Genomic DNA, 23,348 nt, shown 5'->3' with positions numbered 1-23,348 from the left:
CAGACACCTTGCCCAAACTGCAGAGCGAACCGTGCAAATCGCATGGGGATCCAGCGGCGGCCTGTTTCGCTGCTTCGATACGCAAAATGCCAAACCCGCGTACTAAAGCCCGGCACCGAAGCGGGAAGCGAGCGTCTGCGCCAATCCGGGCGTGCTCGCTTTGGCGATCGCGGATCCGGAAACGGCGGCTTGAGCTATCGCTGTCTGAACCGTGCCCGCGCGCTCATTGATCGCCGAGACCAGCTTCGCGCGGTCATTGGTATAAATCGTCGCTGACTGCTTCGCGCGCGAGATTCCGACATAAAAGCTCTTCTGATCAACCAGATTGGTAGCGCGGCTGTCGGCATGGACGATGACATGATCGGCCGTGCGTCCCTGCGCCGCAAACGCGGTGTCGACATAACCATGCGCGATATGCCGATCGCGGGCGGCATCGACATGCAGCGTCTGAACCTGACCCCGCGAGCCTCGAACGGTGACGGTCCTGGTCTCGACATCTACGGTTATCACTTCGGCCCGGGAGCCATTCACCCGGCCCGCCTCGCGATCGTTGCGCGTGAACCGGATGCTGTCGCCGGCCCGGAGTTCGAGACGTTGCGCCTCGAATAGCTGCGCCTTGCCGGCACCCCATTGCCGCAATCGCCAGTCCACTTCCCTGCCAGCTTCTGATCGCAGCGCGACCGCCGCCTTGGCCGGATCGACAGCTTCCACCCGGAACGCCTCGCCGCGTGCGACGCCCTTATCCGCATAATCTTGGGAGAAGCGGACCACGTCGCCCTTGTCATAGCTCAGCGGGTCGCGCGCCTCGGCGCGGGTCAGCCCCTTGTTGACCAGACTTTCCACGACCAGGGCGGGTCCTTTGAGTGCGCCCGACCGGACGAGCGCCTCACGAATATCCGCGGTCAATGCGTCGCGCCCTTCGCGCGAAGGTTCGATGACAAGCGTCCGAGCGCGGGTGGCTTTGTCCAGCCCGACATAGTGCTCGGTGATCGCGGCGAAGCGCTCCGCGCGGTCGGCGCCTTCGATGATTGCGCCGCCACCGCGATCGAGCGCGGCGAGCGCCTTTTTCGCATCGCCCTCGATCGACGCCAGCACTGCCTCCCTGGTCGCGGTATTGGTCTGACGGACGATCTCCTCAAGCCTCGCGGTTTCCATGCCGGCATCCTGAAGCTGCGCGAATGCCGCACCGGCCTCGACCGATCCCAGCTGTTTCACATCCCCGACAAGGACGATGCGGGCATCATGCTTTTCGGCGAGATCGAACAGCCGGGCCGTATCGCGGGCCGAGAGTAACGAAGCCTCATCGACGATCCAGGCGGTGGGCTGGCCGGCAGCCGCATGTCCCGGCGACAGCAAGTGCCGCGCGACCGTGTTCCCGCGCGTTCCCAGCGCCTCGCCGAGCACCATCGCCGTCGATGCCGTCGGCGCGAGCGCGGCGACCAACACCCCGCGCGCCTCCGCTTCGCGCGCGAAGGTCGCGAGAACCGTCGTGGTCTTCGCGGTGCCGGCATAGCCTTGCACCGCGGTGATGCGATTACGGCTTGTCAGAAGCTGCTCGGTCGCTGCGCGCTGATCTTCATTCCATGCAAAGCCATCGCGTTCGGCCTGCCGCGAGGCGACCGCGACCGCCTTCGCGGCTGCCAGCGGCGACGCGATCGGCACGAATGCGCCGCGACCCGCCGCCTCGATGCGGAGCAAGCGGGTTTCGGCCTCGATATTCTGGCGCGTGGTGAGCCCGGCGAACTCGGCACCGCGCCGGTCAAGAAAGGTGCGACCGACGAGGTCGCCCCGCGCGCTGGCCGTCTCGATCGCCTGCCCGATCTGCGCGTAGCTGACCTTTCCAAGGCCAACCCGTCCCGCTTCCTCGTGAAGCGCCGCGACCGAGAAGACCGAGTGCCGCTCGCCGAGCTTGTCGGCGGCATGGGCAACTGCACGGTCAGCCGCGCCCGTCCGCTCCAATATGTCCGCTCCTCGCGCGGAGTTGGCCTGCGCGTCTCCAACGAGCGCAAGCCGGGCGTTCGCATCGAACCCGGCCCGGTCGGCGGTCGCGCGCCAGTCCACGACCAAGGACGCCTGATCGGCCGCGACCTTCGCCTGCCGCGTGTCGAGCGCCGCCACCTGCTTCTCAGCCGCACTCGCCTCCTCGCGCGAAGTCCCACGCTCGCCGAGCGCGGCTTCGATCTCGGCGCTGCGGGTGCTGAACGCCGCCATGACCTCGGAGGCGACACCCCTGATCTCGAACATCGAGTCCTTGCCCGTGTCGATCTCATAGCCGAGTTCGCGAACCTTGAGCGCCAGCTCCTGCCGGTAAATCGCGCCGATCTGCTTCTGGAGTTGATAGATGGCGCGCGGTTCGAGGCTGCGCCACGAGCCGTCCTCGCCCCGCGTCGCGTTCATGATGACATTGTGGGTATGAAGCTGCGGGTCTTGCGCCCGGCTGGTGCCATGCTGGAAGCTCGCGACGATAAGATTGTCCGTCGCCTCACGGGTCACCGCGCCACCGCTGCGAACGCGCGTCGCGGCCATATGCGCCTCGACATGCGCAAGCGCCGTTTTCACCGCCTGCCCATGCGCCTCGATCAAGCGCCGGTCGCCGGCAACTTCGGCCATGATCGACACCGACTTAGGCGCACTCAAGGTCACGTCCCAGCCGGGGCGATGCTCGAGCTGGCCGTCGCGAACCATACCGAGCTGCTGACCCGCGACCTTGCCGTCGAGCAGGTCGCGGAAGACATCGCGGTCGACGTCGCCCGACAGGCCAAGCTCCTCAGCGCCCTTGCCGTGCCATTCGGACGGCGACAGCCCGCCCTCCGCATAATAGTCATCGGCTTCATAATAGCTGTTCGCCTGCGCCGAGCTGGTCAGCACCGATACCGACGCCACCATCAAACCGGTCCATCATCGGCTGCGGACGGGGGCACCGCTGGCTTCTTTTTTTCCTTCGGCTTCCCGGCCGCCGGCCCCGCTATGTCCTCAGGCTTTTCGGCAGGAGAGGCCTCAACCGATCGATGCCAGAGGGTCGTCTCGGGGTTTGCCGCGACGAAGGCGGGCTGGCGCGGCTCGCCACGCTTTTCAATATGATCGGCGGTGAGCGCGATGCGCGCGACCGGGAACCCGTCGGGGAACAGCAAATAGCCCTCATGGCGCGCAAGGCGAAGTTCGCTCTCGAACACCGCCGGACGGGTCTGGCGCTGGCGGCCCAGCGTCATCCGCGGCTTGTCGTCGCCGTCGCCGAGCGCGCCGGTCATCGTGCGCATCTCGACCTCGCAGGTGCCGATCGTCTCGCTCGCCCAGCGGCGGGACTCGCCATCGGTCATCTGGAGGAAGAGCTTGGTGTTGCAGCAGCCGAGCATCGATTCGGCGAGATCGTCGCCATAGCGATGCCGCATCTGTCCGACGGCCTGGAAGGTCAGCACGACCGCCGCCCCGAATTTGCGCCCTTCGGGCAGCAGCCGCGTGAGATTGTCGACGCGCGGCAAGTCGGCCAACTCGTCGAGCAGGAACCAGACACGCCGGCCCGGCGACGGAGCCAGGGCCAACATCGCGCTCGCGGCGCATTCGAGCCAGCAGGCGAGCAGTGGCTTCAGCGCCGAAAAATGCTCCTCCTTGCGCGGCACGAAGATCCAGGGCTTCGCCCCTTCCCGCTCGTCGAGGCCGGCGATGACGTCGCGAAAGGCAAAAGCTTCTTCGCCTTCCTCCGGCATGCGCAGGAACTGGATCAGGTTCGCGGCTTTCGCGAGCATGAAGAGAACGCTGCCGGTAGCCCGATCGGCGTCGTCGGCGAAGGTGCGCGCTGACGACGTGTCCTTCAGCCAGGTCTTGAGCTTGTCTTTATCCCATGTTTGCAGCGCTTCGAGCAGGTCCGGCAGCGTGCATTTCTTCTCCTTCCACAATTGCCGGAGCATGTTGGCGACGAGGATGCGGCTCGTCTCCAGCCAGACGTCATTGTCCTTGTCACCGGTCTCGGGAACGAGCTGCTGCGCGATACGATCGGCGTCGGCCGGATGTGCGATCTCGGCGAAAGGCGACCAGTAGACGCAGCGGGCATCGAACGGATTGAGGATGATGTCGCCGCACTCGGGCCGGTAATAATGGGCGATGAACTCGCCGCTGGTATCGTAGACCAGCGCCGCCTCGCCGCGCGCCGCGATCCCGTCGAGCAGCTGGCGCAGCACCGTGGTCTTGCCGCTGCCCGTCGTGCCCACCATCGCCAGGTGCCGGGTTTCGAGGCGGCCGGGAAAGGGAACCGGGCCGATCGCAAGCGACCGTGTGCCGGCTTCAGCTCGCGCCAGCTTTGCGAGTTCCGTCTCGCTGGTCACCCTGGTGCCGCCGATGACGCGGTCTCGGATCGCGCGTTCGCGCCGCCGCGCCGCAAGATCGCGAAGCAGGAACAAGCCCGACAGCCACGCGACGAACCCCAGCATGCCGCCGCGCATGACAAACGACTTGGTGATGCCGGCCCGACGAACGAAATAGGGATCGGTCGCGACCGTGCGGGCGGGCGTCAGATAATCCGTCCCCTCGTAATGGATCACGATCCCGGGATCGCCGCCGGCGCTGCCCGCGAACCATGACAGCATCTTCGCATGATAATGGGTGCCGGTGTCCTGAAGGATGCGCGGATCGAGCACCAGCCAGGGTGCGGCCAGACCGCCGAGCGCGATCGACGAGACCATGATCGTAACCTGCCATTTGAAGCGCCGCATCTGGCCGTAGCGAGAATGCCGCCGCAGCGTCTCCGCATGAAGCCGGCGATCATGCGGCTCGCTCATCGCCGTTCCGCCATCGCGGCGCGTTGCCGGTCATAGGCCCGGTTGGTCTCGGCGGTGAGGAATTCGTCGGTCTTGTCGTCGCCCATCGCCGCGCTGCGTGCATAGCAATAAGCCGCGCATGCCGTGAACAGGGTGCGGTCGAGTATTTGTTCGACATCGACAAGCCTGTTGCCGAGCGACACAAGTTCGGCGACGAGTTCGCGACTGTCGCCGCCGTCCGCAGGCGGGCGAGACAGCGCCGCGACCCCGGCTTCGACGCACCTCGCGAGCGTCGCGTAGGCGGTGTCGCCCTTCGCTCGTGCGAGTTCGATCACCGCCTTGTCGACCTCGACCGGCAAGCGCACCGTGTGCTTCACCAGCCTCATCGCGGTGCTCGCTTGGGACGCCGATGCGCCGTCTCCAAAAGCGGTGGTATTCCGACGCTTTCAAGTGGTCGATCCGACCTGACGTCGAATCCGCCGCTCGAAAAGTGACGGAAAAGCTGGATGCACCCGTGCGTGAGGTGTGTATCCAAATTACGGGTCCGATGCGTAGCATCGCGGCCCTGCAACTTTGCCACTTTACCAAAGGGCGTGACGACTGGCCGAGTTGTCGTATGAGCCAAGGGCCGTGCAATATTCCGTGCACCTCGCGGTACACGAGACCGTGCCGAAAACTGCACAAAATATCCAACGCGTGTCATTGACGATCCTCTGCGGATAGCGGCACGAACAAGGAATCGACGCGACCGGTCTCGCCGTGGAGACCATTATTCGGCACCTCACGCTCGACAATGGCGGCATCTTCATCCCTGCGTCGCGGTGACCCGCTGCGGGTGGGAAAGAGACTCGCGCTGCGCCACGGCGGGGCAGGAATTGCCGTTCCGGTAGCGGGCGAAACCCGTTCCCGGAGGCTGAGACCAGACGTAATTTTCGACACATAGGCGACCGTCTCGGCGGGCAGTCCGCGGCGTCCCGCTGCAAAGGCGTCGGCGCGGCCGGGGCCCGCATTATAGGCGGCAAGCATCAGCCGGATGTCGCCATAGCGGTCCCACATCGCGCGCAGATAGGCCGCACCCGCGAGGATGTTGGCGCGCGGGTCGAACGGGTTCGATCCCAGCCCGTGGCGCGCCGTCAGTGATGCCCAGGTCGCGGGCATGATCTGCATCAGGCCCATCGCGCCAGCGTGCGAAACGGCGCCGGCCCTGCCCCGACTTTCGGTGTGCATCACGCGCCAGATCCAGCGTTCGGGAATGCCGAAACGCTGCGCCGCTTCGGCGACCGGGGCGGCAAGCGGGTGACCGCCCGGCTGCACTGCGGCGGCAGCCGATGTGCAAGCCGAGGGCAGGGCAAGCGCCGCGAGCAGCGCCCCGCACGGCGCCGCGAAACGCAGCGCGAGACCGCCGGCGGCGCGCAGCAGCCGCGCCATGGCTCAGTTCCCGTCCTGCGGTTCGGGGCGCGACCAGAGGATCGAAAAATCGCCGGGATCGTCGCCGAGACGGACCATGTTCGCGCGCAGCGGGGCTGGCAGGCTTGGGTCGTCGATCTGCAGCGCGATATAATAGCCGCGCGATCCGACGCGGTCCCAGCCGGCGCCGATTTCGGCGCCGAGCGCGGGATCGCCGATCAATATCCGCCACTTGGGCGCATTGTCATTTTCGGAAAAAGGCGCTTTCAACACCGTGATCTGTGCGTCGAACGACAGCGTCCGGATCGAACCGGCGAAGCCCTCCGAGACCTTGCCGCGCATCGTGCCGATGATCATCATTCACTCTCCTGCTTGGGTATCGAGGGGGCTCCGGATAGACCCGCGAGGTGCCAGCGGAGCGGCGCGCCATCGCGCACTCGGGTCAGGACGGGTTGCGCGGTGCCGATCAGGCCCGCGTCGGAGACCGGCCCGAAATAGCGCCCGTCGAGGCTGTCGCGCGCTGCATTGACGAGGAAGAGTTCGCCGCGCCCGACGGTGCGGCAGCCGGTCCAGATGGGGAGCGGACGGTTCGCCCGGTCGCGCGTCAGCGCGCGGACGGCCCCAACCCCGTCGACGGTGACGAAGACGCCCGAGCGACAGACGAGTGCGCCGGGAGGAGCGGCGACCCGCTTCAGAAGCGGCACGCCTTGCGGCAGATATCCGCGCTCGGCGAGAAAGGCCGCGAGTGCAGGCGGCGGGGCGATGGCGACGAGGTCGCCGCGCCGCGGCCGTGCGCCGACGTCGATCCTGTAGAGCCCTGTCGGCGCGCTGGCGCTCGCATTCCAGAGAAGCCGCGGCGCCGGCTTCAGCCAGGCAGCCGCCGCGAAAAGCGTGCCGAAGAGCGTCACGGCGGCCGCGGTGACGTGGAGCGCGCGGCGGTTCATGCTTCCACTGCCCGGCGGCGTAGCCATGCGCTGTGGCGATCGACGCCATAGGGCCGGAAAGGCAGGCCGGCGGTGATCCGGTTGCCGACATGGCGCCAATGATCGGGCGCCGCATCGCATGGATCGATGCCGGCGGCTTCCACCGCATCGATGGCTTCGAGCACTTTGCGGACCTTCGGCCAGCCTTCGATCCGCGCCAGGATTTCGGCACCGGGGCGGACGAACGGCAGCGTTGCATAGGGCGTGTCCGGCGCGACGGCGACAGCGATCGCGATGTTCGAATGGACCGTGCCGAAATCGTTCGAGGTCCAGCGCACAAAGGCAAACAGGGCGCCCGGACGAAACACCACCACGCGCGTTGCGCGGCTCAGGATGCGCTCGGCCGCCACGCGGCCGAAGCGAATCCACTGCTCATGGCGTCCCTCGATCCAGGTGAGTTCGACCTCGGTGAGCCGGCTGCCCGGCAGCGAAGACGACACAGGGACGCGCGCATCGGCACGCCTGGGAGATGGCGTCCGCTGCAAAGGAGGAGCGCCCCTCATCAGCGCGAAAGCTGCCGAACAGCCGGATGCACGGTTCCGGTGCCGGGGTCCGAGGTCGACGAGCGCCGGCCAAGTTCGACCCATGCGTCGAGCTCGTCGATCGCATAGACGACCCGGCCACCAAGCTTGCGATAGGCCGGACCGGTCCCGTAGCAGCGATGCTTCTCGAGCGTCCGCGGCGAGAGGCCGACGCGGCGCGCGGCGTCGGGTGTCCTCAGATAGCGCGGTGGGTGCGCGGCGGTCATGGGAGGCTCCTTCCAGCGATGGAATTCGGAAAAGCGGATCAGCGGGCGATGGCGCGTCGTGGCGCCAAAGCGCGCCCGTGGGGGAGCGGCTGAATCGCGATGCTATTTTTGTCGCCCCGCGAGCAGCGCGCGGTAGCCGCCCGCCGCGAACGCCTCGGCTTCGCGGATCAGGCGCTGGGTGCGGCGGCGCTCGGGCGAAGATTTCCACGCCGCGCCGCGACCGAAATCGAGGCGCGGATAGATGAGCCGGCGGGCAACCTCATGGTTCGTGACGGGCGCGCCTCCACGGAGGTCGAGAATCGACAGCAGCAGAGCGAGGCGCCGCGCCTGATAGGCCGTCGGCCGCGCGGCGGGCGAAACGATCGGCACTCCGCGCAGCCAGTGATCGAGATCGGAAACGGCCCGAAGGCGCGTTTCGATCATCGCATCGCATGGCATGGCGGCAACCGGCGGTCCGCCACCCGCCTCGCCGCGCAACCAGATCCGGTAGCGCGCCGCGCCATCGCCTAGGATAAAATGAGCGCCATCCTCTTCGCTGCGATGCGCAAGGCGATGCGTCCAGCGAGCCGGATCAAAGTGCGCAGCGGCTCCGAGGGCGCCCGCCGCGGTATCGAGAATCACGACATAGGGACAGCAAGCCGGGTCCCAGAAGGCGGGCGCTTCAGGCGCCGACAGGTGCGGGTCGACCGGGAAAGCAGAGGCCCCATCGCCGGGCCATCACCTCCTGCGACGCCGGATCGGCTGCGCGATCCGCCATGACGCTGTCATAGTCGCGGCGATAATCGGGGCTGCGGCGAAGAAATTCCTGGGCGAAGCCGGGAAAGTCGAGGCGGCCCCGTCCTGACTCTTCTTCCGACTTCGCATCTGCCACCGCGGCCTCCTCGAGAGGTGGCAGAATCGGCGAGGGACGGGCGGCCGCCAATTCCAAGGCGCAGGGATCGCCTTCCCCATAAGTGGGTATCCCGCCCGGCAGCGCCGGGCGGGTCCCTCCGGTTCAATCGCGGCGGGTCTGGCGGTTCCAGAGCAGATCATGCTCGCCGCCTTCGCCCTCGAAGAGCTGCGCGTAGATCGGGGCGGTGAAGCTCGGATCGTCGAGCTTGACCGAAAGATAGAGCCTTTTGTCCTGCGTTTGCTTCTCCCAGGCCGCACCGACCTCGGCTTCGCCGATGAAGACGCGGTGGGTGGGCGCGTTGCCGCTCGGGTCCTTCTCGGGCGTGATGCGAACCGATTTCGCCTGCACCGAGAGGGTGACGATGTCGCCCCGAAATTCTCCGGAGACTTTCTTGAACGTGCCGATCCTGGCCATGATGCATTCCTTTCCTGGATCGGGCCGCACCATCGCGGCCTCGATGCGCATCGACCGTCAGCGGGGACCGGCGGTGCAGCCGCAGGCCCGCAGCGAAGCGGAGGACCGCGTCGTTCGTCTTTCTTGTTTCGCGAGGAACGGCGGCACGCCGGGGGAAGAAAGTCGAAAAGGCGCGGTTGCACCGGGCCGGGCCAGCGAAAGCGGCCCGCTGACAGATGGCGCCATTCGAGAGGCCGCGAAGGTGAAGCCCGGCGGACGGATGTCTGGCCATTCGACCGGAACGCGAAGGACCGGAACGGCAGGACGATCGCCTATGTGTGCACGACCGGTCGTTCGATGTCCGCCCCCGGCGACAAGAGATCCCGCCAGCTCGCGATGCCGGCGACGAGACCGGTGAGGATGGCAAGTCCGCGCTGCGTCCATCCGTCGAGATCGCCAAGCTCCGCGAGCGCCATTCCGGCCTGATAGCCGGCAGATGCGGCAGCGCCTGCGAACAGCAGCAGCACGGCGAGCCGGATCGGCAAGGGCGCCGACCCGCTCGCCAGGTGCCGGCCAAGACCCAATAGGAGACCGCCCGCGATCAATCCGGACCCGATCAGGATCGACCATCCATATCCGAGGTCGCGGAGATGGAGGGCGAGCCCCAGCCCCGCGAAGACGGGCAGCGCGAATTTGGCGCAGCGAAAGAGGAGCAGCAGGCCATAGAAGGCGGCACCCGCGCCAAGGATCAGCATCAGCGTCATGACCGTCCTCCAGTCGGACGCGCCCGCCACCACCTCCTCAGCGCAACCTGCCGGCAAGGCATAGCAGGAGCCGGTCCGGGGGCGAACCCGAACCGGACCCAATCTGGACCTGTTTCGCGATCAGCGATTGAAGGGATCATATTCGCAGACGATCGTTTCGGGGTCGCCGTCGAACTCGTCGAGCGGCATGACCGAATAGCCGGCGCCGGTCTCGATCAGGATGATCACGGTCATCATCGTGCGGGCGAGGTTCCAGCCGAGCGATTGGGCGGTAGAAAGCGGCATGGGATGAACTCCTGTCCTTGGGAGCGGGCCAGTCCCGCTCGACAGGCGCCCCGCCGGACGGGGCCAAGCCGCAATCACCGCGCGCGCAGCCGCGGCCCCAGCGAAGCGTGGGGACCCTTTACGGGTTGATTGAAGGAGGCCTGGCCTCGGCCAAGGGATCAGCGGCAATCGAGAGCGGGACTGGCTCGGTTCCATGCGACCGGCCCCCAGCCTGCCAGCCCCGGTTCGCCGCCCCGTCCCGGCCACCTTGCTGACGATTTGAGACGCAAACATGCAGCTATCGCATCGGACGATGCAGACCCGCCCAATCTCCGCAGAGTGGGCGCCGCCAACGAGGAAACAGGCCGTCTTCCAGGGAGAACGCCATCGAGCTTGACCGCAGCAAAAGAAGAAGGGCGGCCCAGAGGACCGCCCTTGCAGTATCAATGGAGAGAATAGGCTCCCCCTGAAGGCGGAGCCGGAGAAGCCGTCAGGCCGGCGGGTTCCAGATGATGACCTTCTTCATCGGATCGTCGCCGGGGGCGTTGGCGACATTGCCGTAGATCGTCCCGAACTCGGGGGCCGACATGGTGACCGACACATATTCGGCGCCATTGTTCTGCGAGAAGCGTTTCCAGCCGGCGCCCAGCTCGAAGCCATTCTTGCGGCTGAGGATGCGATAGTCGGGTTCATTGTCCTTGGTCTTGCGACCATTCGGCACGATCGCGATCGGCGCGGTGACGTTGAGGGTGGCCAGCGTGCCTTCGAAGCTGCCGTCAGCCTTGACGTTGAGGTTGGCGATGGTGGGCATGGAATATCTCCTTCGGTTGCTCGGGGAACATCCCCGATGGCGCCCGAAGAAGGGGCCGCGAGCTGCCGTCACCGAGCGGAACGCGAGGGCGAACCCCGCATGGGGTTGACGGCCCAAGGCGAGCCGGACCCGCAGAAAGGCGACAGGAAGGGGTGGCCTCGGGCAAGTGCGGGACGATCGCCACCGCACATCCGCGCTGAAACCATGCAGCCGATGGCTTCGGTCACGCACGACCGCAAGCGCCTGAATCTCGTCAGTCGCAGCGATGGCGTCCCCAATATCTGTCCCAGCGCGCGGCGAGACCGCTCCGCAGCATGGCGCAGGAGATATCGCCGGAACGGGGCGATGTGCAGAAGGCAGCGGTACGGTTGCCATCGGCTCCGCCATGCGACGTGCAGCGCATCGCCGGCCCGCGGACGAGAATATGACCGGTGCGATTGCGACCGCGCGGCTCGCCGAGCAGGCGCACGAGATGGTCGCGCGCGCTCACCGGGTCGGCGTCCGGACAGGGGTGGCCTCGCCTGCAACGGCCATCCATTTCACGCGCCGCGATACCGGCGAGGCGGACATGTGGTCCTTCCGCGCACCAGATCGGGCCATCGCCATCCCAGACCGCGACGGGCGTGCAGGTGAAGGATTGGCCGGCGGGAACGACCGAGGCGAGCAGGAACAGGCTGAACATCGTCCGGCCCGTAATGCGGACGAGCCCCCGACTCAAACCCCGCGGGCAGCCCCGCACATGCGGAGGTCGGCGCGAAGCGCCCAAAAAACGCACTCTTGGAGAGGCCGCCGCCGGATGGCGTGCGCGCGGGCCTGTGGGCCAGCCGCCGTCCGGCAAGGGAACCGAGCCAAGTGTGCCGCGCGGCCCAGAACAGCGCGCGGTCCCTGGTGCCGCCTGTCGGCGCCAGAGCACGCTCCTTCTGCCGCGCTCAATTTTGCCCCGGCATTGCTCCAGGTTCAGCTCCTGTAACGAATGACGTGCCGCGGCTCGCCGCAGAGGCCGCACGGCCCCTTCAACCGTTCGAAGCCCCCGGTGCCACCCGCCGTACTCGTGACGACGCTCGCCTGAGCGAGAGACGACAGGTCCAGCCGATCGACGATGCATTCGTCGCAGACCGGAGTTCCGTCCATGCGCCTGACAAGGGCTTCGACGCGTTCTGCAATGGTTGGGCGTTTGCTCATGGAGATGCCCTATCGTTGCAATCCTGCTTCGTGAAGATTCGTCTCTGGCGAGGTTGGGAATAGTCCGCTTCCGATCCGCGAAAGGGCGGGTGGGAGATCAAGGCAGGGTGAAACACAGGCCTGCCCTGGATGTATGCCTTGGTCCCGGTGGAAGCTCGAAATGAAGTTCCGGTGGCGACAACCTTGATCCCGGCAAATGCCGGTGCCGATACGGCCGATCAAACTGTCGGTTTGCCGTTACGGAATCCTAGAATAATCAATATATATCAAGGGGGTAAATTTATACTGCGACTGTGAGCAGAAAAAATGGTTTCGACGACCTTAACTACCGCTTAAGTGACCAGAGGGGACCAACGTATAGGAGCAGGAGACTGTGCGTGGGGGTCAGGTATAATGAATGAAGAACCGGGCAAACCGGGCTCCGGAGTAGACCGATTGAACGCTGGTGAACGCGCTTGTCTGCTGCTCGTCGCCAAAGGAAAATCCTCCAAGCAGATCGGCCGCGAAATCGAGGTGCCGCCGAATACCGTCGACGACCGGATTCGTTCCGCGTGCCGCAAACTGGGGGCGAATAACCGCGCCCATGCCGCACAAATTTATATGACTGCAATTTCTCACGGGAAAACAGCCGCTTTCACGGACACCTCAAATTTGAGGCATGGAAATTCGGGGATTCCCGGCGGGCCCGAAGCAGGCGACACAGGGGCGTCGGCGGGGGAAAGCGACGGCTCCGACGAATATAGCCGCGAAAGACTTCACAGGCTGGTATCCCTTCGGGATTCCGGAAGAGGGAAAGTGCGGCCGAATCGAAGCCATCCGTTCGCTACATTCTTTTGGGGTATCAACAGGCTTCCGACAGGGCGTCGTATCCTGATCATTCTCGCCATCGCGCTCGGGTTTCTCGTGGCGGTGGGGACGATGGTCAACGGACTGACCACCCTTTCCAGACTGCTCGATGCTTCAGGGGGGACCGCATCCAATGGAGGCGGTGAAGGGAGAAATGATATGCTCAAGGAACGTCTCGCTGCCGCAAACAAGATCGCGACCGAACTCGCCGAAGCCGAGGCTGCTATCGATCTCGCGATCGCGAAGCTCGGCGCCCTCGTGACCTCGCTCCCCGACGCCCAGACCGCGGCCAAGCTTTCGCCGGTCGTCGGTGACGCGGCTTATGGTCATATCCAGGGCGCGGTCGTATCACTGTTCACGGGACGGTCGAGCCTTGTCGCCTTCCATCACGAGATGGACCGGATCAAGGATCGCGTCGGCCTCAGGAATTTCCGCATCACCGCGACCGGCGACGCGGTCAAGATTCTCGATCCGCAGGGCCGCAACGATGACGCCGCTACCGCTTCCGAAGCGCAGGCGGCCTGACCCCTTCCTCCCCAGGTCATGGACCGATCCCTAGAAGAAAGACGTCCATGATCTGGGGCTATATATTCATCGCGCTGATAGCCGCCGCAACGGCGTATACACTCTACGCCGGAGACCGGGAGGCGTGCATCGCGATCCTCACGCTCGTCGGCGGATCGGCGCTCACGATCGCCGCGGTCTATTATTCGGGCCAATATTATGAATCGGCGAACGGGCTCGTGGCGCTGGTAGATTTCGCCATATTGGGGATATTTCTATGGCTATCTCTCGCGAGCTGCCGCTACTGGACGCTTTGCCTACCGGCGCTGCAGGCGATCGTCTGCATCACGCATATCGCGAAGCTGGTCGCGCCCGACATCATCCCGCGCGCCTATGTGGTGGCACAGGGCCACTGGTCCTATTATCAGGTCATCCTCATCGTGATGGCGGCCCATATGCATAGCGTGCGTCGAAAGCTCCTTCGCGAGTGGATACGCGACCGCAGGCTTTCGAAAGGCGGCGCGCGCGATGTTTGATCCCGAGCGAGAGAAGCCTTCGGCTGACTATCTCCTTCGAGCGATGGCGATCATGAAGGGTATGGATGCAGGCGCCAGCCTGGTTTCCGAACTTGCCCGTGCAACAGCCCTTCCCGCGACCACGATCATTCGAACTGCGGCCATCATGATCGACGAGCGTCTCATCGAAGCGCACTTCATCGGTGAGGACGTCAAATTGTCGCTGGTTCGCCGCGGACCGCCGCCCCATAACGGCTAAATCCCTGTTCCCCGCTGCGCTTTCATCTGCTAAGCGGCTGCGCCTCTTCCGCCGACGGAGCAAGGCAGCGAGGGGAGCTCATGGCCGACTGCGAGCAGGACAAGATTGCCATTCGTGCGGTCAGAGAGCAGCTCAAGCTTGCCCTTGCCGAGCTCGACCGGCTCAGAATCCGGATGGCCGGAAACGAAGTCAACGCCGCGATCGAGGTGCTCAACGACCGTCTCGGCGAGCCGACCGATCCCGAGGAAATCAAGCGGCTGCAGCGCCGCCACCTCAGAGACTAGCTCGCCAATCGCGACAGCTAGCCGCCGATGTCGTCGAAATAATCATCCATCTTCGCGCGGGCCCCATCGCTGATCTGGATGAAAACCCTGCGGCGATCGTAGGGATCGTGCTCGCGCACGAAATGCCCGTCTTCCTCCATCGTCTTGATCCAGCGCAGAGCGGTCGTCGCGGGAACACATGCGGCGATGCAGAGGCTCGATATCGATACCTTCTGTCCCTCGTAATGCGCGGCGTAGAGATCGAGAAGCATGTCCCAGCCGGGATCTGCCAGCAGATGCGAGGAAAAACGCTGTTCGCGTTTTCGACGATCCCGGATGATGTTCCGGACCATGCGGGCCCGCGCGCGATCGAAGGAGAGCGGTATCGGCGAGACCGAGGCCGCCCGTGACGTCACGGAAAAGCCACCCTCCGCTGCCGGCCGATAGTTTTCGAACCTGCTGCCAGCCGAAACGATGAGTGATCCGGAAAGCAGTTGATTGAGGAGGCTCGACAGTCGGGCGACTTCCGCCTCGATCTGCTGAACCTTGTTCTGTGCGCCCGAGTCTTCCGGAACGCCGCCCATAATTGCATGCATGAGTCCACCCCCCGTGGCTGCAATGACGACTGCAATATGTCCCAGTTTGAATGTGGTTACTGCTTATTAATCATCCATAGCGGACCACTATTGTTACCATATTGGCAGTGTCGAAGAAATAGCGGCCGAATCGAGCCCGAATCCGGGAATAAAAAGAAGGCTTTCGGCGTCTGCGCCCGGAAACTGACCAATCAGCCAATGCGGCGCGACCCACGGCCATAGCGGCACCGAAGCGGAGGCTTCTCTCGCCGCGCGGCATGTCGCTTCAGAAATTACCACGAACCCCTCGGAGCGCCCCCGGCTGCGCGCGATTATCGCTATCGTGGCCGATGGCAGGGACACATATGCGATGGTGAACAGACTGGCCGCACCATCAAAATCATCAATGCGTCGGCCGGCGCGGCGTCACAAGGACGGCAGCGCCTTCGCTCCCGTAGGTACCGCGACGTTCGACAATCGACAGCGCGACGGGATAGGCTAACCCGTCGCGGGTAACCAGCTCGGACTCGAGCCGTACCGCTACGCCGTCACGGAACAATTTCTCGAGAGCGTCGGAGAATTGATGTCGCGAGCCAAGCGTGAGTAGGGTCGAGAAGCGCACACGGCGTATGGCCTCATCGCTGACTCCAATCATGCGGAGCAGAGCGCCATTCGCAAATTCGACCGTATCGCGAACCGAGATCAAGGCGTGCCCGATGCCGGCGTCGACATCGATCGCAAGGATCGCGGCCTGCTGTGCGCTCGCACTCTCGCGCGCCGCGATCACTTCCGTCACATCCCGCAGGATGATCGCTCCGCCGACCGGCAGCGGCACAAGGTCGATGCGGAGCCACTGGCCGGGGCGCAGGAGCGACGGCAGTTCGCCGGAAAAACGCTGGCGATGTTCGACCATTCTCACAACATGGGGATAGATGCAGCTTGTCTCGATCATCGGCAGCGCTGCGGTCAGCGGCTGCCCGACAAGTGCCGCGGCGGCGGCCTCGAACATGTCGCTTGCCGAGGGATTGAGGGCTATTATCCGATGTTCCCGATCGATCAGGATCAAAGCATCGCGGACCGATTCAAGGAGCAGGATTTGCGAATCCCGAAGAGAGGCGTCGTCAGCACCGTCGCCCTCGCCGCCTAGCCGATGATAATCGTCGAGCGAGATCAGCACATGCGCGTCCTTGCCATGGTGGGTCACGACCACCGGGCTGTGCGCCGCGTGGACGCGCCAGTTTGCAAAGCCACGAACGAAATCGGCCGCCGAAACGCGCTCCGATAGTTGACCCTGTTTCATATTCCCTCCGCGAAGTCCTCCCATCCTATTTACGGACGCAAAGACCTGCGGCGCGATCCGACCATGTCCGCCTTGCCGCCGGAATGGACCGATTGCGCCGATTCATTTCCCAGTCGGACATGGCCGATTTCCGACGAGTAGCTTTCAGTCACGACAGGCCATAAGCAGACATTCTCGTGCAGGTTGCGCAGTGCCGGCTAATGATGATGCGCTCGGCTGGCTCAACCTGATCCGCATCAACGCGGCGAAGCGAGTTTCAGTCGGCGCGCAGGAGCCTGCCCCTTTCTCCGCGCCGCCGCAGCGATTATGACAGACGCATGCCACGCCGAATGAAGATAGCCGGACAGATCGAGCAGCTGATAGCAAGCCTCAGCGGCGCGTCCATCTGCGACGACTGCATCACCGATCGGCTCAATCTTTCGGTCCGAAGTCAGGCCAATGTCGTCACACGCGAACTCGGCCATCGCGAAGAATATGACCGCGCCAAGACCTCGTGCGGGCAATGCGGCTCGCTCAAGACGGCCATTCAGATCAAAATATAAGGTTCAATCGGCCACGGCTGCTCACTTTCAGCTCGCCGACCATAGCGAAGCGACCGACAGCGACTGCGGTTCCTGAAAGTCGCTCTCGATGCTATCGGCGGGCCTGAGATCAGGCGATTTGATACCGTCCAATATTTCGTTCGCCAATAGCGAAAAGGACATCGGATGGACGCGATCGAGATTGCCGGCGGTCTGCAAAAGCGCGGCACGATCCAAGGGCTGTCGCCCCTCCCCGAATGCGAATATGATCCGGTTCATTCCTATTGTTGAGGGAAGATCGATCGTGGCTCCGAAACACCCCCTTATGCGCGACAGGATGGCGCCGTGCTTCCAATGATCATCGGATAGATTGACGACGAGGATGCCGCCAGGGTTCAGCCGCGAACGGCAATCGCGATAGAATTCCGAAGAGCAAAGCTGGGCCGGCTGTCCGTCCTTGTCGAAACCATCGACCAGTAGGATGTCGCAGCGTCCCGGATCCCGCACGACGAATTCCGCGCCATCATCGCAGACGATCTCGAAGCGCTCGCTCTCGGGCGGCATGAAGAATTGCTCCCGAACCGCGATGACGTCGGGGTCGATCTCGACCGCGACGATCGACGCCTCCGGAAGATATCGGTGGCAGTATTTTGCCAGCGATCCGCCGCCGAGCCCGATGATCTCGATGGTCTCCGGAGAGGAATGGAACAGAAGGAACCCCATCATCCGGCGCGTATAGTCGAGGATCAACATGTCCGGATCGTCGATACTCATCGCGCTTTGCACGAAAGCCCAGTTTGCGAGGAGGCTCCGTATATTGCCCAGCTCGAAGACGAGCGGGGCGGCCAGGTCCCCCGGCTCCATCGGAGACGCGTGGTGATGTTCGGTCCCATATCGTTCGAAATAACGCTGTTCGCGGTCGATATCGTCGAGATGGTCGAGAAAGCGATCAAGCTCCGTTTCCGCTCGATCGATGCTCCGGCAATCCGCCCCTGTTTCGAGTTCGCAAGCGATTTCGCTCTCGACCTCGAAATCTCCTGCGGACCTATCTGTCATGGTCGCGGCGCTCGTTCTGCCGATCATGCGATCGTCCTCCCGCAATGGTGACGCCGATAAACAGGGCGAGAAGCAAGACGGAGACGAGAATGATCAGGAATATCGTCATGCGCACCTCCCGCAAGAACGTGTCGATTGTCCGAAGGGCAGGCTGCCGGTCGCCTCCTAACGCCAGACAAACCCCGTCCGGGTCATGATCGCCCCGGCCGGGATCATTGGTTTAGCCGCTGCTCGAACTGCAGTGCCTTCTGGTACATCTCGCGCCATGCAACGGCCGCACGAAGGGCCCGGTCCCGTACGTTGGGAAGCGACGCCTCCTTCGCTTCCGCCTGACACGCCTGCATGCGAGCCAGATAGAAGCGGCTGTTCCGTGAGGTTGGTTTGGGGCTTTGGGGAATCATGTCGCAAGTTCCGTTTCTCGGGATTGTGATGGAACGTCATCGCGAGGCCCGGTCGATCCCGCCCCGGCAAGGCCGCGGAACTTTGCGGCTCCACCGGTCGGCCCGGCGACGAGCCACGCGCTGCCGCCGCCGCGACAAGGCTTCGCAAGCGGAAAGCCTAGCGCTTGCGTACGAACTCGGCGCGCAGGACGAGGCCCTTGATGCTGTCGTGACGGCAATCGATCTCCTGCGGATCGCCCGTCAGGCGGATCGACTTGATGACCGTCCCCACCTTCAGCGTCTTGCCGGCCCCCTTGACCTCGAGATCCTTGATCAGTGCAACGCTGTCGCCATCCTGGAGCAGGTTCCCGACCGCGTCGCGAACCTCGACCTGCGAGGCTGCGGCCTTGCGTTCCGCAAGTTCCGACGCCGGCATCCACTCGCCGCTTTCCTCGTCATAGACATAGTCGTCGTTGTCACTCATTTCATTCTCCAGACTTGGTCAGAATTCGGCTTTCCCGGCGGCCGACCGATCGAAAAACGGCGCGTGCGAATAGCCTGCCGCTCACAGGGGTCGCCGTCATTTCGCCTCCGCCAGATCGACCGCGAGCGCCTGCGCGTCCGCATAATCGGCCGCATAGGCGATGCGACCCGCCGCTTCGCCGAGGCCGATCCGCCCGAGCATCGCCCGCGGCTGGGGCTGCACGCCCGAGACAATCACCCGCGCGCCCGCCAGCCGGGCCTGTTCGACAAATTCTTGGAGCGCCTGCGCTCCGCTCGCATCGAGGAGCGGCACGAGCCGCATCCGCAAGATGATGACGCGCGGCGACTGCCCGACGCGGCGCAGCGTGTCGAGCAGCTCGCCCGCGACGCCGAAAAAGAAGGGACCGGCAATCCGGAACACCTCGACCCCGGGCGGCAGATCGTCGCGCTGGTCGAGGTCTTCGGCATCGAGTTCAGCGTCGCGGCGGCCGCTCCGGTCGACCTCGACCGCTTCGGCCATGCGCGCCATGAACAGCAGCGACGCGAGCGTGACCCCGACTGCGATCGCCACCGTCAGGTCAACGAGCACCGTCAGTCCGAAGGTGATGAGCAGCACCGCCCGGTCGCTGTTCGGCATCCGCAGCAGTGCGAGGAAGCGCTGATACTCGCTCATGCCCCAGGCGACCATGAACAGGATCGCGGCGAGCGCAGCCATCGGCACATAGGCCATCAGGTCGGTGCCGAAGAGGATGAAGACGAGCAGGAAAGCCGCATGCATCATGCCCGCGACCGGCGTCTTCGCACCCGATCGGATATTGGTCGCTGTGCGCGCGATCGCTCCGGTGGCCGGGAGGCCGCCGAACAGAGCCGAGCCGAGATTGGCAACGCCCTGCCCGATCAGCTCCTGGTTCGAGCGATGCCGCGTCCCGACCATCCCGTCGGCGACGACCGCCGAGAGCAGCGCCTCGATCCCGGCGAGGAAGGCGATGGTGAAGGCCGACGGCAGGACGGCATTGATCTTCGCGAGCGATATCTCGGGAAACGACGGGACCGGAAGGCCGGCTGGAATGTCGGGAAAGCGCGAACCAATCGTGTCGACCGGCAGGTTCAAAAGCGCCACCGCGAGGGAACTTGCCACCACCGCGATCAGGAAACCCGGCAAGCGCGGCGCGAATTTGCGAAACGTGATGATGATTGCCAGCGCACCCGCACCAACGCCGATCGCAGCCCAGTTCGCGCTGGGCAGCGCGCCGAGATAGGCCTGCCATTTGGGAAGGAAATCGGCGGGAACCGTATCGATCGAAAGGCCGAGGAAATCCTTGACCTGGCTCGAGGCGATGATCACCGCAATCCCCGCCGTAAAGCCGGTCACCACCGGATGCGGAATATATTTGATGATCTGACCGAAGCGAAGCAACCCCGCCGCAACGAGGATGAGCCCGGCGAGCAAGGTCGCGATCAGGAGGCCGTCATAGCCATGGCTCGCGATGACGTTGAAGATCACGACGACGAAGGCGCCGGTCGGACCGCCCACCTGCACGCGCGATCCGCCCAGCGCCGAGATCAGGAAGCCCGCGACGACCGCGGTGATCAGCCCCTTGTCGGGCGAGGCGCCGCTCGCGATGCCGAGCGCCATCGCGAGCGGCAGCGCAACGATGGCAACCGTCAGCCCCGCGATCGCATCGGCCCGAAATGTGGCGACGGAATAACCCTCGCGAAAGACCGTAAAGAGCTTCGGCGTATAGGCCTCGGTCTTCACCGAATTTCGGGCCGGCTCGGAAATTTGGCGGACAGAAGCGCACGACCGGGCGCCTTGGGATCGGTGTCGGCCACGTCACGGACGCGCACCCCCCGCCCGGTCCCGACGCTCGATGAATATTCGCCGAGCAGTTCGATGCCGGCACCTTCGAGCGCGCCAATCACCTTGACCAGCGTATCGACGACGCCGCGGACCTGGCCATTGGACGCCTCCATGCGCTGGATCGTCGGCAGCGAAAGACCGGCAAGCTCGGCCAGTTCGCGCTGGTCGATCCCGAGGAGCGCGCGCGCCGCGCGCATCTGCTGCGAAGTGATCATATCAGCCCCTTGATGTTTCATACATCATTTATCAGTCTTAACACCATCATCTTATGCTGTATATATCGATGATGCAATATCATCAGTCAGATCGCCGAGAATGGAAAGTCGATACGGGAAAGCCTTCACCCCTCCGCGATGGCGCGGGCGACCTGCATGCGATACCGGCCAATGCCGTGCTACCGGGATCGGGATGGGGCGCGATCTATCGCGGCGTTCGTGGACGCTGCCCTCGCTGCGGCGATGCGAAGCTGTTTCGCGCCTTCCTCAAGCCCGTGGACCATTGTTCCGCATGCAGGCAGGACTGGACGCATCAGCAGGCCGACGACTTTCCCGCCTATGTATCGATTTTCCTGACCGGACATATCATGGCGCCGGTGATCATCGCCCTTGTCCAGAACACGAAGCTGTCCCTGCCCGCCCTCGCCGCGATTATCGTGTCACTCATGCTAGGCTTGATGATCCTGTTTCTCCAGCCCGCCAAGGGCGGCATCATCACGCTGCAATGGTGGTTCGGCATGCACGGGTTCATGAAGGAACGGCGCCCGCCGGAGATATCCGATCGCGAAGGGTGAGGCTTGCCCGGAGCGGCAACCGCCCTCTAGATGAGCGGCAATCCCGTCCAAAGGAACGAATAGCTGGATACGGTATCGATCATCCTCTTCCTGTTGCTCGCCGTCGTCGTGAGCGGCGCGATATCGCGCATGCTGCCGGTGTCGCTGCCGACGCCGCTGGTGCAGATCCTGCTTGGCGCGGGGATCGGCCTGTCGACCTCCTACCGCGTCGAGCTCGATCCCGAGTTGTTCCTGCTGCTTTTCCTGCCGCCGCTGCTGTTCCTCGACGGCTGGCGCATTCCCAAGGACGAGCTGCTGAAGGATCTCTCGACCGTCGTCGAGCTTGCCCTCGGTCTCGTCCTCATGACCGTCATCGGCATGGGCCTGCTCATTCACTGGATGATCCCCGCGATGCCGATGGCGGTCGCCTTCGCGCTCGCCGCCGTCGTGTCGCCGACCGATCCGATCGCGGTGTCCGCCATCGCCGCGCGCGTGCCGATCCCCAAGCGGATGATGCATATTTTGGAGGGGGAGTCGCTCCTGAACGATGCCTCGGGCCTCGTTTGCCTGCGCTTCGCGATCGCCGCGGCGCTGACCGGCACCTTCTCCGCCGGCGCGGCGGCGCTCAACTTCCTGTGGGTCGCAGGGGCCGGTTTGGCGATCGGCTTTGCGGTGACGCTGTCGGTCACGTGCGCCAAGGCGTGGGTGACGAAGCGCTGGGGCGAGGATACCGGCTCGCAAATCCTCGTCAGCCTGCTGATCCCGTTCGGTTCGTACCTGCTCGCCGAGCATGTCCATGCCTCGGGCATTCTTGCCGCGGTGAGTGCCGGCGTGACCATGACCTTCGCCGAAATATCGCGGCAGGCGATGGCGGTCACCCGGATGCGGCGCAATTCGGTGTGGGACACGATCCAGTTCGCGCTCAACGGCATCATCTTCGTGCTGCTCGGCGAGCAACTGCCCGCCATCCTCGCCGGCGCGAAAGAAACGGTCGCGCTCACCGGTCATGGCGCTCCCTGGTGGCTTGCCGTCTATATCGTCGCGATCGTCGCAGGCCTCGCGGCGCTTCGCTTCCTTTGGGTGTGGATATCGTTCAGGCTCACGATCCTTCGCAAGCGCGACAAGAATATCGAATTCCAGAGCCCCAACTGGCGACTGGTCGCCGCGATGTCGTTTGCCGGCGTGCGCGGGGCGATCACGCTTGCGGGCGTCCTGACACTGCCGCTGGCCCTTGACGACGGCACCCCCTTCCCGGCGCGCGATCTTGCGATCTTCCTGGCTGCGGGCGTCATCATCGTCTCGCTGGTCCTTGCCACCGTCGCATTGCCCCTTTTGCTCAGGGGGCTGGTCATGCCGCCGGATCAGTCGAAGCAGGAAGAGGAGGATGCGGCGCGCATCGCCACGGCGGAGGCCGCGATCCATGCGATCGAACAACGACAGCATACGCTGGCAGAGCAGCACGGCGAAGCCGATCTCTATGTGGCTGCCGGCGCGCGCGTCATGGATTTTTACCGCGAGCGCATCGAAAGCCGGACCAACGGCCTTTCCGACGCCCGCAAGGCGGAAGAACAGCTTGTGCGCGAGTTCCAGCTTGTCGGTATCAAGGCCGAACGCGAGGCGCTCCTCGGTCTCGGCCGTTCACGTGCCATCGGCAGCGGTGTTGCACAGAAACTGAGCCGCGAACTCGATTTATCTGAGGCACGCTATCGCGGCTGATGGCCGACTGGAGACTGTCCGCTGTGGTAGCCTATTTCGCTAAGCGGACACTTGACGCGCGGATTATGTCGCCACCAACAAAGTCTCTGGCAGATTTGTGCGCTG

At 64.5% G+C, this 23,348-nt stretch carries 29 protein-coding genes; 7 read left to right on the top strand and 22 right to left on the bottom strand.

What is annotated here, in order from left to right; genetic code table 11:
• Positions 1–102 precede the first annotated feature (102 nt).
• The 16 genes from mobF to ACVENA_RS20260 all read right to left on the bottom strand — a co-directional run bounded on the left by mobF (position 103) and on the right by ACVENA_RS20260 (position 12,195).
• Positions 103–2,886, bottom strand: coding sequence for a MobF family relaxase (gene mobF / locus ACVENA_RS20335; RefSeq protein WP_449326806.1), 2,784 nt, complete (start codon positions 2,884–2,886; stop codon positions 103–105).
• Entirely contained in the window at positions 2,886–4,772 is a 1,887-nt protein-coding gene (locus ACVENA_RS20330) for a type IV secretion system DNA-binding domain-containing protein (protein ID WP_449326805.1), read from the bottom strand. The genes mobF and ACVENA_RS20330 overlap by 1 nt, the downstream gene beginning before the upstream one ends.
• Positions 4,769–5,137, bottom strand: coding sequence for a hypothetical protein (locus tag ACVENA_RS20325; RefSeq protein WP_449326804.1), 369 nt, complete (start codon positions 5,135–5,137; stop codon positions 4,769–4,771). Before ACVENA_RS20325 ends, ACVENA_RS20330 begins: the two co-directional genes overlap by 4 nt.
• 313 nt (positions 5,138–5,450) lie before the next feature.
• The gene (locus tag ACVENA_RS20320) at positions 5,451–6,179 is read right to left on the bottom strand and encodes a lytic transglycosylase domain-containing protein (protein ID WP_449326803.1); all 729 of its coding nucleotides are present in this window, start codon (positions 6,177–6,179) and stop codon (positions 5,451–5,453) included.
• A 3-nt stretch (positions 6,180–6,182) separates the two neighbouring features.
• Positions 6,183–6,518, bottom strand: a complete 336-nt coding sequence (locus tag ACVENA_RS20315) for a DUF736 domain-containing protein (RefSeq protein ID WP_449326802.1) — start codon at positions 6,516–6,518, stop codon at positions 6,183–6,185.
• The gene (locus ACVENA_RS20310) at positions 6,515–7,129 is read right to left on the bottom strand and encodes a S26 family signal peptidase (RefSeq protein WP_449326801.1); all 615 of its coding nucleotides are present in this window, start codon (positions 7,127–7,129) and stop codon (positions 6,515–6,517) included. The genes ACVENA_RS20315 and ACVENA_RS20310 overlap by 4 nt, the downstream gene beginning before the upstream one ends.
• Positions 7,099–7,581 (bottom strand): DUF2840 domain-containing protein, encoded by a 483-nt coding sequence (locus ACVENA_RS20305; RefSeq protein ID WP_449326800.1) that lies wholly within the window; start codon positions 7,579–7,581, stop codon positions 7,099–7,101. The genes ACVENA_RS20310 and ACVENA_RS20305 overlap by 31 nt, the downstream gene beginning before the upstream one ends.
• Positions 7,582–7,643: 62 nt before the next feature.
• Positions 7,644–7,889 (bottom strand): helix-turn-helix transcriptional regulator, encoded by a 246-nt coding sequence (locus ACVENA_RS20300; protein WP_449326799.1) that lies wholly within the window; start codon positions 7,887–7,889, stop codon positions 7,644–7,646.
• A gap of 102 nt (positions 7,890–7,991) precedes the next feature.
• Positions 7,992–8,510: a DNA -binding domain-containing protein gene (locus ACVENA_RS20295; protein WP_449326798.1), complete on the bottom strand. Its 519-nt coding sequence runs from the start codon at positions 8,508–8,510 to the stop codon at positions 7,992–7,994.
• Between the two features lie 40 nt (positions 8,511–8,550).
• Positions 8,551–8,760, bottom strand: coding sequence for a transcriptional regulator domain-containing protein (locus tag ACVENA_RS20290; protein WP_449326797.1), 210 nt, complete (start codon positions 8,758–8,760; stop codon positions 8,551–8,553).
• A gap of 123 nt (positions 8,761–8,883) precedes the next feature.
• Positions 8,884–9,195, bottom strand: a complete 312-nt coding sequence (locus ACVENA_RS20285; RefSeq protein ID WP_449326796.1) for a DUF736 domain-containing protein — start codon at positions 9,193–9,195, stop codon at positions 8,884–8,886.
• Between the two features lie 311 nt (positions 9,196–9,506).
• Positions 9,507–9,938 carry a hypothetical protein gene (locus ACVENA_RS20280; RefSeq protein ID WP_449326795.1) on the bottom strand — a complete coding sequence of 144 codons (432 nt, stop codon included), beginning with the start codon at positions 9,936–9,938 and terminating at the stop codon, positions 9,507–9,509.
• A 120-nt stretch (positions 9,939–10,058) separates the two neighbouring features.
• On the bottom strand, positions 10,059–10,223 hold the full coding sequence (locus ACVENA_RS20275) for a hypothetical protein (protein ID WP_449326794.1): 165 nt from the start codon (positions 10,221–10,223) through the stop codon (positions 10,059–10,061).
• Between the two features lie 469 nt (positions 10,224–10,692).
• A complete protein-coding gene (locus tag ACVENA_RS20270; protein WP_439569697.1) occupies positions 10,693–11,013 on the bottom strand; it encodes a DUF736 domain-containing protein in 321 nt (106 codons plus the stop codon).
• Positions 11,014–11,266: 253 nt separating this feature from the next.
• Positions 11,267–11,695: a thermonuclease family protein gene (locus ACVENA_RS20265; RefSeq protein WP_449326793.1), complete on the bottom strand. Its 429-nt coding sequence runs from the start codon at positions 11,693–11,695 to the stop codon at positions 11,267–11,269.
• A 275-nt stretch (positions 11,696–11,970) separates the two neighbouring features.
• The gene (locus ACVENA_RS20260; protein WP_449326792.1) at positions 11,971–12,195 is read right to left on the bottom strand and encodes a hypothetical protein; all 225 of its coding nucleotides are present in this window, start codon (positions 12,193–12,195) and stop codon (positions 11,971–11,973) included.
• A 393-nt stretch (positions 12,196–12,588) separates the two neighbouring features.
• Here ACVENA_RS20260 and ACVENA_RS20255 point away from each other — a divergent pair, with 393 nt between their 5' ends.
• The 4 genes from ACVENA_RS20255 (at position 12,589) to ACVENA_RS20240 (ending at position 14,603) form a co-directional block, all read left to right on the top strand.
• Complete coding sequence (locus ACVENA_RS20255; RefSeq protein WP_449326791.1) at positions 12,589–13,566, top strand: LuxR C-terminal-related transcriptional regulator; 978 nt, start codon at positions 12,589–12,591, stop codon at positions 13,564–13,566.
• 47 nt (positions 13,567–13,613) lie between these two features.
• Positions 13,614–14,081, top strand: coding sequence for a hypothetical protein (locus ACVENA_RS20250; protein WP_449326790.1), 468 nt, complete (start codon positions 13,614–13,616; stop codon positions 14,079–14,081).
• A complete protein-coding gene (locus ACVENA_RS20245) occupies positions 14,074–14,319 on the top strand; it encodes a hypothetical protein (RefSeq protein ID WP_449326789.1) in 246 nt (81 codons plus the stop codon). The genes ACVENA_RS20250 and ACVENA_RS20245 overlap by 8 nt, the downstream gene beginning before the upstream one ends.
• A gap of 80 nt (positions 14,320–14,399) precedes the next feature.
• A complete protein-coding gene (locus tag ACVENA_RS20240; RefSeq protein ID WP_449326788.1) occupies positions 14,400–14,603 on the top strand; it encodes a hypothetical protein in 204 nt (67 codons plus the stop codon).
• A 17-nt stretch (positions 14,604–14,620) separates the two neighbouring features.
• Here ACVENA_RS20240 and ACVENA_RS20235 read toward each other — a convergent pair whose 3' ends face one another.
• Both ACVENA_RS20235 and ACVENA_RS20230 read right to left on the bottom strand, forming a co-directional pair.
• Positions 14,621–15,166: a winged helix DNA-binding protein gene (locus ACVENA_RS20235; protein ID WP_449326787.1), complete on the bottom strand. Its 546-nt coding sequence runs from the start codon at positions 15,164–15,166 to the stop codon at positions 14,621–14,623.
• 394 nt (positions 15,167–15,560) lie between these two features.
• Positions 15,561–16,457 carry a PAS domain-containing protein gene (locus tag ACVENA_RS20230; protein WP_449326786.1) on the bottom strand — a complete coding sequence of 299 codons (897 nt, stop codon included), beginning with the start codon at positions 16,455–16,457 and terminating at the stop codon, positions 15,561–15,563.
• 329 nt (positions 16,458–16,786) lie between these two features.
• Here ACVENA_RS20230 and ACVENA_RS20225 point away from each other — a divergent pair, with 329 nt between their 5' ends.
• A complete protein-coding gene (locus ACVENA_RS20225) occupies positions 16,787–16,999 on the top strand; it encodes a hypothetical protein (RefSeq protein ID WP_449326785.1) in 213 nt (70 codons plus the stop codon).
• 27 nt (positions 17,000–17,026) lie between these two features.
• Here the strand turns inward: ACVENA_RS20225 and ACVENA_RS20220 are convergent, their stop codons facing one another.
• The 4 genes from ACVENA_RS20220 to ACVENA_RS20205 all read right to left on the bottom strand — a co-directional run bounded on the left by ACVENA_RS20220 (position 17,027) and on the right by ACVENA_RS20205 (position 20,973).
• Positions 17,027–18,034: a fused MFS/spermidine synthase gene (locus ACVENA_RS20220; protein ID WP_449326784.1), complete on the bottom strand. Its 1,008-nt coding sequence runs from the start codon at positions 18,032–18,034 to the stop codon at positions 17,027–17,029.
• Between the two features lie 558 nt (positions 18,035–18,592).
• Positions 18,593–18,898 (bottom strand): alkylphosphonate utilization protein, encoded by a 306-nt coding sequence (locus ACVENA_RS20215; RefSeq protein WP_449326783.1) that lies wholly within the window; start codon positions 18,896–18,898, stop codon positions 18,593–18,595.
• A gap of 96 nt (positions 18,899–18,994) precedes the next feature.
• Positions 18,995–20,656: a SulP family inorganic anion transporter gene (locus ACVENA_RS20210; RefSeq protein WP_257546654.1), complete on the bottom strand. Its 1,662-nt coding sequence runs from the start codon at positions 20,654–20,656 to the stop codon at positions 18,995–18,997.
• A complete protein-coding gene (locus tag ACVENA_RS20205) occupies positions 20,653–20,973 on the bottom strand; it encodes a helix-turn-helix domain-containing protein (RefSeq protein WP_257546656.1) in 321 nt (106 codons plus the stop codon). Before ACVENA_RS20205 ends, ACVENA_RS20210 begins: the two co-directional genes overlap by 4 nt.
• Before the next feature lie 68 nt (positions 20,974–21,041).
• Between ACVENA_RS20205 and ACVENA_RS20200 the strand changes: the two genes are divergently transcribed.
• Together ACVENA_RS20200 and ACVENA_RS20195 are read left to right on the top strand one after the other, a co-directional pair.
• On the top strand, positions 21,042–21,548 hold the full coding sequence (locus ACVENA_RS20200) for a DUF983 domain-containing protein (RefSeq protein WP_449326782.1): 507 nt from the start codon (positions 21,042–21,044) through the stop codon (positions 21,546–21,548).
• Between the two features lie 63 nt (positions 21,549–21,611).
• On the top strand, positions 21,612–23,243 hold the full coding sequence (locus ACVENA_RS20195; RefSeq protein WP_257551553.1) for a Na+/H+ antiporter: 1,632 nt from the start codon (positions 21,612–21,614) through the stop codon (positions 23,241–23,243).
• Positions 23,244–23,348 lie beyond the last annotated feature (105 nt).

It is taken from the genome of Sphingopyxis sp. 550A, from assembly GCF_053569535.1.
Note: the sequence above shows the minus strand (reverse complement) of the source record. Positions and strands in the feature narration are given on the sequence as shown.

Excerpts from the sequence above, each read along its gene's own strand:
- ACVENA_RS20235 (WP_449326787.1), bottom strand. The coding sequence starts at position 15,166 with ATGGGCGGCGTTCCGGAAGACTCGGGCGCACAGAACAAGGTTCAGCAG.
- ACVENA_RS20270 (WP_439569697.1), bottom strand. The coding sequence starts at position 11,013 with ATGCCCACCATCGCCAACCTCAACGTCAAGGCTGACGGCAGCTTCGAA.
- ACVENA_RS20240 (WP_449326788.1), top strand. The coding sequence starts at position 14,400 with ATGGCCGACTGCGAGCAGGACAAGATTGCCATTCGTGCGGTCAGAGAG.
- ACVENA_RS20320 (WP_449326803.1), bottom strand. The coding sequence starts at position 6,179 with ATGGCGCGGCTGCTGCGCGCCGCCGGCGGTCTCGCGCTGCGTTTCGCG.
- ACVENA_RS20230 (WP_449326786.1), bottom strand. The coding sequence starts at position 16,457 with ATGAAACAGGGTCAACTATCGGAGCGCGTTTCGGCGGCCGATTTCGTT.
- ACVENA_RS20265 (WP_449326793.1), bottom strand. The coding sequence starts at position 11,695 with ATGTTCAGCCTGTTCCTGCTCGCCTCGGTCGTTCCCGCCGGCCAATCC.
- ACVENA_RS20215 (WP_449326783.1), bottom strand. The coding sequence starts at position 18,898 with ATGAGTGACAACGACGACTATGTCTATGACGAGGAAAGCGGCGAGTGG.
- ACVENA_RS20280 (WP_449326795.1), bottom strand. The coding sequence starts at position 9,938 with ATGACGCTGATGCTGATCCTTGGCGCGGGTGCCGCCTTCTATGGCCTG.
- ACVENA_RS20220 (WP_449326784.1), bottom strand. The coding sequence starts at position 18,034 with ATGACAGATAGGTCCGCAGGAGATTTCGAGGTCGAGAGCGAAATCGCT.
- ACVENA_RS20285 (WP_449326796.1), bottom strand. The coding sequence starts at position 9,195 with ATGGCCAGGATCGGCACGTTCAAGAAAGTCTCCGGAGAATTTCGGGGC.
- ACVENA_RS20275 (WP_449326794.1), bottom strand. The coding sequence starts at position 10,223 with ATGCCGCTTTCTACCGCCCAATCGCTCGGCTGGAACCTCGCCCGCACG.
- ACVENA_RS20325 (WP_449326804.1), bottom strand. The coding sequence starts at position 5,137 with ATGAGGCTGGTGAAGCACACGGTGCGCTTGCCGGTCGAGGTCGACAAG.
- ACVENA_RS20205 (WP_257546656.1), bottom strand. The coding sequence starts at position 20,973 with ATGATCACTTCGCAGCAGATGCGCGCGGCGCGCGCGCTCCTCGGGATC.
- ACVENA_RS20300 (WP_449326799.1), bottom strand. The coding sequence starts at position 7,889 with ATGACCGCCGCGCACCCACCGCGCTATCTGAGGACACCCGACGCCGCG.
- ACVENA_RS20310 (WP_449326801.1), bottom strand. The coding sequence starts at position 7,129 with ATGGCTACGCCGCCGGGCAGTGGAAGCATGAACCGCCGCGCGCTCCAC.
- ACVENA_RS20250 (WP_449326790.1), top strand. The coding sequence starts at position 13,614 with ATGATCTGGGGCTATATATTCATCGCGCTGATAGCCGCCGCAACGGCG.
- ACVENA_RS20245 (WP_449326789.1), top strand. The coding sequence starts at position 14,074 with ATGTTTGATCCCGAGCGAGAGAAGCCTTCGGCTGACTATCTCCTTCGA.
- mobF (WP_449326806.1), bottom strand. The coding sequence starts at position 2,886 with ATGGTGGCGTCGGTATCGGTGCTGACCAGCTCGGCGCAGGCGAACAGC.
- ACVENA_RS20315 (WP_449326802.1), bottom strand. The coding sequence starts at position 6,518 with ATGATGATCATCGGCACGATGCGCGGCAAGGTCTCGGAGGGCTTCGCC.
- ACVENA_RS20330 (WP_449326805.1), bottom strand. The coding sequence starts at position 4,772 with ATGAGCGAGCCGCATGATCGCCGGCTTCATGCGGAGACGCTGCGGCGG.
- ACVENA_RS20260 (WP_449326792.1), bottom strand. The coding sequence starts at position 12,195 with ATGAGCAAACGCCCAACCATTGCAGAACGCGTCGAAGCCCTTGTCAGG.
- ACVENA_RS20255 (WP_449326791.1), top strand. The coding sequence starts at position 12,589 with ATGAATGAAGAACCGGGCAAACCGGGCTCCGGAGTAGACCGATTGAAC.
- ACVENA_RS20200 (WP_449326782.1), top strand. The coding sequence starts at position 21,042 with ATGATGCAATATCATCAGTCAGATCGCCGAGAATGGAAAGTCGATACG.
- ACVENA_RS20225 (WP_449326785.1), top strand. The coding sequence starts at position 16,787 with ATGAAGATAGCCGGACAGATCGAGCAGCTGATAGCAAGCCTCAGCGGC.